This is a genomic window from Flavobacterium bizetiae, assembly GCF_902804475.1.
Lineage (GTDB): Bacteria > Bacteroidota > Bacteroidia > Flavobacteriales > Flavobacteriaceae > Flavobacterium > Flavobacterium bizetiae.
Map to the genome: position 1 here is coordinate 1 of NZ_CADCSU010000204.1, position 10025 is coordinate 10025.

Here is a 10025-nt window from a genome sequence, read left to right on the forward strand (position 1 = left end):
ATATAAAATATTTAATAGAACCTTTTCTCTTTCTATTTTCTATATTCTCGATCTTATATTTATTACTTAGAAAATATTCAAAAAAAATAATTTAAAGTTTCATCAAAATTTGATCATTAAGCAAATGGGAGGAAAAATACTTTTTCATGGTTTTATATTCGTAGTATTTCTTGTATTACTTACGAGGATTATTAACAATATTACTTATAGCAAGGAAAATAACATGGGTAAAGGTGTTATTTATGATAGTGATTCATACAAAAGAAGTGGTAACTCAGCCAGAATACATACTTATAATATTGTCGATAAAAACGGAAAAAAATATGAAGATGGTGGAGATAGTGATACCATAGAATACGGTTTTTTAATTGGAGATACTGTTGTGTTTAGAAAACTTCATTACGGCGATCCTCAATCCGTAAGGATGCTAAAACGTAATGGAGAACAAGTAAGAAACTACTATGGTTTCGTGGATTATGCTAGTGTTGCGATAGTAATTCTAATAATTCTTGGCTATATCTTCATCCCTAAAATTTTGAAAAAATAAGGAATCTTATAAATTACAATTTAACAAAAAATCCTTAGGAAAAATAATCATTTGGAAATGTCTCAAAACAGGATTCCAAGGTTTAGATTAAACTTCTGGAATGAGAAACTCTGGTGAATAGCTCGATTAGAAAAATATTATTCAAAAATTAATGATTAAAATATGAGAAAGCTAACATTAAGCGATAGGTTTTTACCACATCAATTTATTAGAATTGAAAATGAAATTGGCATCAAAATACCTCATACCATTAGAGATTTTATTTCAGAATATGCTGATTTGTCAGTAAAGGAAAATAAGTTTATAAATAATGATGGAAAGTTATTTGAGATTTCACAATTTATAACTTATAGGATGATGTACGATTTTATCAAAGAATTCAAGGAAGAAGGCTTAGGAAAAAAACTGCCGTTTGCTATAGATAATGGAGGTTGGGTATTTTGTATATCATTTGATGAAGAATCTATGGATAAAATTTTGTTATATGAAATGGAAATGGAGTGGAAAGCAAAAAATGATACTTTTGAATTCGTAGCCAATAACTTCGAAGATTTTATAAATGGGTTACAAGAAAAAACTATCTAACTCCTAATCTACAAATTGTCATGAAAAGCTACACAAATGTCTCAAAACAAGATACCAAAGTTTAGATTAATTTATTGAATTAAAATTAAACATGAATAAAATCTCGATTATAAAAAAAGTGCAATTAGGCAAAAATAGTTTCTCTGCCGAAAATCTTTTTTCAAAATTAAATTTTAGTTTTTATTGTGTCAATGGCGGAATAAAACATGAAGTAATTTTATCATTTGAGACTTCATTTTTGTTGAATGATTTAATTAAAAACGAACAAATAACTACAGATACTTTAGCAAAACATCAAATTAGTAAACTTGAAAACCTGAATAATACCGAAAGGAATTTTTTATATCGGTATCAATTCTTTCAACCTAAGGAATGCAATAAATGTTATATGATAATTTTTGATATTGATGAATATCGGGAATATTGGGGTTATTATATTTATGGTGTATTAGAAATTGAGTAACTTACAAATATTAAAAATTTATAGAAAAATAGTTTATGAAAAAATGGTCAATAGATAATCTGCAAAAAACCTGGTACTTGATTTCGAAACTTCACCAAGGACAAAAGTACGGAGGAGACGAAGAGAATCTACAAATTGAATACATTAACCACATTGGCAGTGTTACTTTCGAGATTATAAACTCATTTAATTTTGAAGAAAATATAGATGCTGATTTTGCCATTTCCTGCGCATTATTGCATGATACAATCGAAGATACCGAAGCTACATTTGAAAAGATTAAAGAGTTATTTGGAGAACAAATCGCAAACGGAGTTAGTGCTTTAACCAAGAATACTTCTTTAGAAAATAAAAACGAACAAATGACAGATAGCTTGTTTAGAATACAACAACAGCCTAAAGAAGTATGGGCTGTAAAAATGGCCGACAGAATTTGCAATCTATATTCCCCTCCCTATTACTGGACAACAGAAAAGAAAAAAGAATATCATAAAGAGTCGATATTAATTTACGATACTTTAAAAGAAGGAAATACTTATCTCGCCAATCGATTAAAACAAAGAATCGATGATTACGTAAAGCACTTTTAAAAAGAGTTATCTCTATAAGGATGAAAATATTTGTATTATATAATAGTACCTGGCTACGGAACTAAGACAAATTCGCACTCAAATTATGAAAACATTTTGCCTAATACTATTATTTTTAGGGTTAGCAGTTACAGGAATTGAAGTACTAAATGATTTTACAAAAACTAAGATATTTTTTGCTTCATTTAATCCTCAAAAATACTATCATAGAGATGTATTGGTGGTAAACGAAAAAATACCGCCAATGAGCAGCAGCAGTAATAAGACTTCCTGGATATTTTATGGGTATTGCAAATCTGATAAATTAAAAAGTGGAATTACGATTTCTAAAAGCATAGTTGAAAATCAAAATACAAGTGAAATTCCAATTTGGAGAATAAGTTCTGTAAAAAATAAAATAATGTACAGACGAAAAGACAACATAGTAAATAATCCTTTTTCTTATGAAATGCGCGACTATTGGATGACTCCAATATTTATTTTATCAATAATACCAAGCTTATTTGGATTGATTAATATAAGAAGAAAAGAAAGAAAACAAACAATGACCAAGATATAATAATAGCAGAAAACTATTTATTTTATGTTAAGCTGTTTCTAAAAAATCCCGATCGCTCGGATATATTAACGCAACGATAGCGCGGAAATTCTTTCCGTGCCCGTTGCTATAAGACACAAGAAAAGTCATAATTAAAGAAATCTATTAAATTGAGAGATTGTTTCTCTACTTTAATGAGAATCATGCAGATTTAGAAATTAATTTAAGTTAGTTCTTCTAAATTGATATACTTTGCGGGAACGGAAAGAATTTTCGCCCTATCGTTGTCTAAATCTGCCATATCCGAGCGATCGGGTCTTTGCTTTGTTTCATAGTTTATATATACTCTAAATAGCATCTGGATCGTTTAAAACTCATATTATCACATATATTTGTTCGAAAACAAAAATCAAAGATATTTATGAAAACATCTAAATACACTAAAGTTGCCGTAATCATTATGGTTATTTTATTTGTTGTTATTAGCGTCGTTAGTTGTAGTACTCATGTTCAAAATAGCAATAATGGTAATCAAAAAATTCCGCCCGGACAAGCAAAAAAAATGTCAGGAAGTAAAAGTGCAAAAGCATATGCTCCCGGACAACAGAAAAAAAAATAATAAAAAACGCCTTCTACACATTAGAAGGCGTTTTAATTTGCAAAACTTTAATGTCATTCTAAAAATGTAATTAGAAATGAACATTTGATTATATTTTTAATTACTTCTTAGCAGGATTATTTGTCACTTTTATCAAATAAGTCCCTTCCGGTAAATCTCCAATATTAGAAGCATTACTTCCGGCTATTTTTCTTCCTTGAGAAAAAACCTCAACCGTTTTAGAACCAGAATTTGTTTCTGTCGCATTTGCAGAACCAGAAGCCGGAGACTTTGCTGCAACTGTAGCTTTTGCACTTATTGCAGGATTAGCTTTTTTTACTGTATTAGACGTTTGAACAATTTCAGTTTCGCCAGTGGCACTTGGTTTCGAGCTATTATAAGATTCCGTCACTTGTTCATCTGTCATGGCAACATTATAAATTTTAAGATCATCTACATCAGCATTGATTCCGGTTGTTGTGTTTATTACCCCAAGCCTTAAAATATAGCCTTTGGTTAAACGAGGGATTTCATTAACCGATTTTAACAATTGACCATTACGGTACACTTTTGAAGTATTTCCGTCGTAAGTAACACTATATTGATACCAAACGTCTTTTAAAAGCGGAACCGAAGCGATAACATTATTAGTATCTCCCCAACCTACCAAACTTACATCAGCATTACCAGCAGCAACGGCTTGTTGTACTAAACCAAAGTATTGCGTATTTACGGCAGTTCCGTAGCCAAAAATATAGTTTACAGCATTAATAGCATTAAACTTTACCCAAATTGATATTGATCTGGGCTTATTTCCCTGCGGAAGATCACCTATCATACCTTGCAACGTTTTATTGGTAAGACGCTGTGCACCTTTTGCAACGCCCATTCTGTCATTTACAAAATTGGCAACACCAAGAAACGATATTGTATTATCGGCACTATTCAGGTTTCCATTAAAATTAAACTCCTGAACAGGATTTTGGGCATTCGTATTTAAAAAACTTACAAACAGTAATGTCAGTAATAATTTTTTCATATTTGACAGATTTTAGGGGATTTTAAAATAGTGCTTTTTCGAAAACACCAAACTATATTTTAATCTATAAATTCAACAAATTTTGAATCTAATAAATAAATTCAAACTCTTTTAAAATTTAATTATAGTTTCAAAAATTTTGTTAAAACTATAACTTTTATTCAAAGTTACCAAACTGTTACTGAGTATAAGTACGATATTCTTATTTAAATTAACAAAAATCAAAAATAACTAACACCGGCACTATTATTTGTAAAAACATCTTTACAAAAAATCATTTGCAATTGTAGCAATAATCAAAAAGCCTCCTAAAGTTGAACTTTACAAGGCTCTTCACTATCCAAAAAAATTAACTGAGACTTAAAAATTAACTAACTATTTAAACTAAAAATATGTTTCTAATTTGAAGTTATCTTTTTTAAGGGAGTGTTTGTTATTTTCAACAAATATGTTCCTTCAGGAAGATCGCTTATACTTGTAGTATTATTATTGCTTCCATAAATTTTTTGACCTTGTGAAAATACCTCAACATTTTTTGCTACATCATTAATATCACTTGTTTTAATAATAGCAGATGGAGCAACCTTGGCAACGGTTTTTGCTTTTACTGTTGTTTTTTTCACTGTTTTCTCAGCAGTCGGCTCGGCAACTGCTACCATGTTAACAACACTTTTAGAATTATTGTACAATGTTGTTACTTGTTCGCCTGTCAGGGCAATGTTATAAATCTTTAAATCGTCTATATCAGCATTAATACCCACTGTGGTATTAATTTCGCCCAGTCTAAAAATATTACCTTTAGTAGAACGTGTAATTCCTTCTTCAGATTTTAGTAATTCTCCGTTACGGTATATTTTAGACACTTTTCCGTCGTACGTTATTGTATAATTATACCAGATATCTTTTGCAAGCGGCACAGAAACAATAACATCATTTGAAGCTCCCCAACCTGCTAAACTTAAATCGGAGCTTGAAGAAGTTGTTCCCTGCTGTAATAAGCCACAGTATTGCGCATTATACGCCGTACCGTAACCCCAAATATAATTTGCCGAAGCAATATCATTTAGTTTTACCCATACACTAACGGATCTTGGGCTATTACCTTGCGGAAGATCATCAACCACGGCTTCCATAGCTTTATTCGTTAGTCGTTGTGCTCCTTTTACCAATCCGGTTCTATCTGCAACAAAATTGTTTGCACCAATAAAAGAAGTCGTATTACTTGTATTATTTAAAGTCCCATCGAAATTAAACTCCTGAATTGGGGTTTGAGCATTAACATTCAAATAACTTACAAACATTAGAGTGAGTAGTAATTTTTTCATAATAGTAGATTTAGGGATTAAAAAACCTTATATTTTTTTAACACTGCTAAACTATATTATTATGTATGCGACCTAAAATTTATTCGACAACGAACCTAAATAATCGTTTAAATAACCAAAATTGATGATTCACAAGGTTTAATTGTATTTATTTATAGTTATAGTTAATTTATTAAAACAATAAATTAAAATCATACAAAACCATAATTTCTTACGTATAAATACGGTATTCACAAATAAAACCAAAATATTAACACTCAGCCACATAGTGATTTTCTACAATTTATTCATTGATAAAAAATTGCATAAAAAAGCATAAAAAAAGCTCCATTCGCTTTTACAAATGGAGCTTTATATCTAAAAAAGTAATCTGGTTACTTTACAAATTCAATTTTTTGAACTTCTTCTTCATTAACACTGTCAAAGAATCCTTGTTCGTTCATCCAGTCATCACTAAATACTTTACTCATATAACGAGAACCGTGATCTGGGAAAATAGCGATAATATTACTATCTTTAGTAAATTCACCTTCTTCTGCATATTGTTTGATTGCCTGCATTACTGCTCCAGAAGTATATCCAACAAATAATCCTTCTTTTCTGGTAATCTCTCTTGCAGAGTGAGCACTTTCCTCATCAGTTACTTTAATAAACTTGTCGATGATATCGAAATCTGTCGCAGATGGGATTAGGTTTTTACCTAAACCTTCGATACGATACGGATAAATTTCTTTGTTATCGAATTCTCTTGTTTCATGATACTTCTTTAAAACTGAACCGAAAGCATCTACACCTAGAATTCTAATATTTGGATTTTGCTCTTTTAAGAATTTTGCAGTTCCTGAAATTGTTCCTCCGGTTCCGCTACAAGCTACAAGGTGTGTGATTTGTCCTTTTGTTTGTTCCCAAATTTCAGGACCTGTTGTGTTATAATGGGCATCAATATTTAATTGATTAAAATACTGATTAATATAAACCGAGCCTTTTGTTTCTTCGTGTAAACGTTTGGCTACGTTGTAGTAAGATCTCTCATCATCTGCTGAAACGTGTGCGGGACAAACATAAACCTTTGCTCCTAAACTTCTCAACATGTCAATTTTATCTTTCGATGATTTTGAGCTTACTGCTAAAATACAATTATACCCTTTTATAATGCTTACCATTGCTAAACTAAAACCGGTATTTCCTGATGTCGTTTCAATGATAGTATCACCTGGTGTCAGGATTCCTTTTTTCTCAGCTTCTTCGATAATATATAACGCTATTCTATCTTTTGAGGAATGTCCTGGGTTAAAAGCTTCTACCTTTGCGTAGAAATTACCTTCTAACTCTTCGGTAATTTTATTTAGCTTAATAAGTGGGGTATTACCTATTAACTCTAAAACATTATTATAAGCGTTTATTTCTTCTTTCATAAAAAAATAGTTAATCGAAGGTATTTTTAAATACCCTTGATAGGTTGCAAATTTAACAAAAAATTTCTAATTAGCTTTTAATTTTTTCTAAATCTAATAAAAAACTAAATTCCTTTGCTAAGTCTCTTAAAGCCTCAAAACGTCCCGAAGCTCCGCCATGTCCGGCATCCATATTGGTATCTAAAAATAAAAGATTATTATTTGTTTTTAGATTCCTCAACTTTGCCACCCATTTAGCTGGCTCCCAATATTGTACTTGAGAGTCATGCAATCCGGTAGAAACATACATGTTGGGATAATTTTGCGCTTTTACATTATCATACGGTGAGTACGATAACATATAATCGTAATATTTTTTATTGTTTGGGTTTCCCCATTCGTCGTATTCTCCAGTTGTTAACGGAATACTATCGTCTAACATTGTTGTAATAACGTCTACAAAAGGCACCTGAGCAATCACTCCGTTATATAATTCCGGAGCTTCATTTACAATCACACCCATCAAAAGTCCTCCTGCAGATCCTCCTTCTGCATATAAATGTTCAGGAGATGTAAATTTTTCGTTAACTACAAATTTAGAGCAATCGATGAAATCTGTAAAGGTATTTTTCTTTTTTAACAGTTTTCCGTCTTCATACCATTGTCTTCCTAAATCTTCTCCACCTCTAATATGTGCGATGGCGTAAACAAAACCACGATCTAACAGCGAAAGTCTTGTCGACGAGAAATAAGTATCCATTGTAATTCCGTACGATCCGTAAGCATAAAGCAATAACGGATTTTTACCGTTTTTCTGCAATCCTTTACGATAAATCATCGAAATAGGCACTTTTACACCATCCCTGGCAGTTGCCCAAACACGTTCTTCAATATAATTTTCTTTATCAAATTTTCCGCCTAAAACCTGTTGTTCCTTAAGGATTTCTTTGGTTTTAGTCGTCATATTAAAATCAATAACAGACGAAGGCGTTGCCAGCGATTGGTAGCTGTAACGCAAAACATCAGTATCAAAATCGATATTGGTTGTGGTATAAGCATTGTATGTTTCGCTGCCAAAAGGAAGGTAATAATCCGCTTGACCATTCCACGGCATAATACGAATATGATTTAATCCGTTTGAGCGCTCTTCGACAACCAAATAATTTTTGAAGATTTCGATATCTTCTAACAAAACATCTTCACGATGCGGAATAAGATCTACCCAGTTTTTCTTTCCTGTTTTATTTTCAGGCGTTTTCATCAACTTAAAGTTCGTCGCCTTGTCTTTATTGGTTAGAATATAAAAAGAGTCTTCAAAATGAGAAATACTGTACTCTAAACCACGTACACGAGGCTGAAACACAACAAATTCTCCATCCGGATTGTCAGAATTCAAAATTCTGTACTCGGTTGTTAAGGTACTTCCTGAACCAATAACGATATATTTTCTTGATTTTTCTTTGCTTACAGAAACATTAAAAGTATCATCCGTTTCATTAAAAACCAAAACATCTTCTTTTGAATCTGTATTTAATTTATGTCTAAAAACTTTATCTGCTCTTAACGTAACCTGATCTTGTCTGGTATAAAAAATAGTATTGTTGTCATTTGCCCAAACTGATCCTCCGGTTGCATTCTCGATTTTATCTGATAAAATCGCTCCTGTTTCTAAGTTTTTGATCTGAATAGTATAAATTCTTCTTCCTACGACATCTACTCCAAAACTTGCAAATTTATTATCCGGACTCACACTTAAACCTCCCAGTTTAAAATAAGCATGTCCTTTTGCCAATTCATTACAGTTGAATAAGATTTCTTCATCTGCCGAAAGGCTTCCTTTTTTTCTTGAAAATATGGGGTAATCCTGACCTGTTTCGAAACGGGTGATGTAATAATAACCATTATAGAAATAAGGAACTGATGAATCATCTTCTTTAATTCTGCCTTTCATTTCTTCATACAAATTCTCCTGAAGGTCTTTTGTATGCGATGTCATATTTTGGTAATAAGAGTTTTCCTGATTTAAATAGTCTATAACTTCAGGATTTTCGCGGTCATTTAACCAAAAATAATTATCAATTCTTGTTTCTTTATGTTTTTTTAATGATTTGGGAATTTCTTTGGCTTGTGGAGCCATTATATCGTTTTGCATTGATTAAGCATTAGTTTTTAAATACGAAGGAGCAAAAATACTACAAACCCAACAGAACCAAATTAATTTTTTCATAAAATATTCTATTGATATCATAAAGCAATATACTAATTTTGTACGAAACAATTTAAAAAATCAACAAAAATGGATTTAATGGGAATGATGGGTAAACTTAAAGAAACCCAACAAAAAATTGAAGATACAAAAAAGCGTTTGGATACTGTTTTGATTGATGAACAAAGTGCTGACGGCTTACTAAAAGTAACATTAACTGCAAATAGAAAAGTAAAATCAATCTCTATTGATGATTCTTTGCTTGAAGATAAAGAACAATTAGAAGATTACCTTGTAGTAACGCTAAACAAAGCAATAGAAAGAGCTACAAGCGTTAACGAGCAAGAACTTGATGCTGTTGCAAAAATGGATATGCCAATGATTCCAGGAATGGATAATTTATTCAAATAAGACCAAAATCACTTCTTTTAAAATAAAATCCGATTCATTTACAACTAAATGAATCGGATTTTTTTATGCCTTTTCTATCCTTTTTTTCTTTTAAAATTTCTTTGTTGCAATCGAAATAGTTCTGCCTTTTCTCTTTTTTAATCGCCATAAATTCAGTCCCTTTTTTTGCTGTTTTAAAAATGCGTCTTATCTCTTTTACACCTCTTTTCAATACCATTTTTTACGCATAAAATAATGATTTTCAACAGAAAACGTTTGCGTAGTTTTTTTTTTCGACTGACAAATATCAGCTTTATTCTCTTGATATGTCTTGATATTTGATACAGATT

Annotated in this window: 10 protein-coding genes and 1 pseudogene; 7 read left to right on the top strand and 4 right to left on the bottom strand. The window is 31.1% G+C overall.

Annotation, left to right across the window (positions count from 1 at the left end; genetic code table 11):
* Positions 1-124: 124 nt before the first annotated feature.
* The 6 genes from FLACOL7796_RS23700 to FLACOL7796_RS23725 all read left to right on the top strand — a co-directional run bounded on the left by FLACOL7796_RS23700 (position 125) and on the right by FLACOL7796_RS23725 (position 3342).
* A complete protein-coding gene (locus tag FLACOL7796_RS23700; protein WP_173973235.1) occupies positions 125-547 on the top strand; it encodes a hypothetical protein in 423 nt (140 codons plus the stop codon).
* Positions 548-709: 162 nt separating this feature from the next.
* Positions 710-1132: an SMI1/KNR4 family protein gene (locus tag FLACOL7796_RS23705; RefSeq protein ID WP_173973236.1), complete on the top strand. Its 423-nt coding sequence runs from the start codon at positions 710-712 to the stop codon at positions 1130-1132.
* Between the two features lie 91 nt (positions 1133-1223).
* Positions 1224-1595 carry a hypothetical protein gene (locus FLACOL7796_RS23710; protein ID WP_173973237.1) on the top strand — a complete coding sequence of 124 codons (372 nt, stop codon included), beginning with the start codon at positions 1224-1226 and terminating at the stop codon, positions 1593-1595.
* A gap of 35 nt (positions 1596-1630) precedes the next feature.
* Positions 1631-2185 carry an HD domain-containing protein gene (locus FLACOL7796_RS23715; RefSeq protein WP_173973238.1) on the top strand — a complete coding sequence of 185 codons (555 nt, stop codon included), beginning with the start codon at positions 1631-1633 and terminating at the stop codon, positions 2183-2185.
* Positions 2186-2270: 85 nt separating this feature from the next.
* Positions 2271-2744 carry a hypothetical protein gene (locus FLACOL7796_RS23720; protein WP_173973239.1) on the top strand — a complete coding sequence of 158 codons (474 nt, stop codon included), beginning with the start codon at positions 2271-2273 and terminating at the stop codon, positions 2742-2744.
* Positions 2745-3144: 400 nt separating this feature from the next.
* A complete protein-coding gene (locus FLACOL7796_RS23725; RefSeq protein WP_173973234.1) occupies positions 3145-3342 on the top strand; it encodes a hypothetical protein in 198 nt (65 codons plus the stop codon).
* Between the two features lie 100 nt (positions 3343-3442).
* Here FLACOL7796_RS23725 and FLACOL7796_RS23730 read toward each other — a convergent pair whose 3' ends face one another.
* From FLACOL7796_RS23730 to FLACOL7796_RS23745, 4 genes are all read right to left on the bottom strand, one after another.
* Positions 3443-4360, bottom strand: a complete 918-nt coding sequence (locus FLACOL7796_RS23730; protein WP_173973240.1) for a LamG domain-containing protein — start codon at positions 4358-4360, stop codon at positions 3443-3445.
* A gap of 398 nt (positions 4361-4758) precedes the next feature.
* The gene (locus tag FLACOL7796_RS23735; protein ID WP_173973241.1) at positions 4759-5685 is read right to left on the bottom strand and encodes a LamG domain-containing protein; all 927 of its coding nucleotides are present in this window, start codon (positions 5683-5685) and stop codon (positions 4759-4761) included.
* A 374-nt stretch (positions 5686-6059) separates the two neighbouring features.
* Positions 6060-7100, bottom strand: coding sequence for a PLP-dependent cysteine synthase family protein (locus FLACOL7796_RS23740; RefSeq protein ID WP_065447924.1), 1041 nt, complete (start codon positions 7098-7100; stop codon positions 6060-6062).
* A 70-nt stretch (positions 7101-7170) separates the two neighbouring features.
* Positions 7171-9231: a S9 family peptidase gene (locus FLACOL7796_RS23745; protein WP_173973242.1), complete on the bottom strand. Its 2061-nt coding sequence runs from the start codon at positions 9229-9231 to the stop codon at positions 7171-7173.
* Positions 9232-9369: 138 nt separating this feature from the next.
* Here FLACOL7796_RS23745 and FLACOL7796_RS23750 point away from each other — a divergent pair.
* A pseudogene (locus tag FLACOL7796_RS23750) lies at positions 9370-9696 on the top strand (YbaB/EbfC family nucleoid-associated protein); the annotation flags it as partial.
* Positions 9697-10025: the final 329 nt, after the last annotated feature.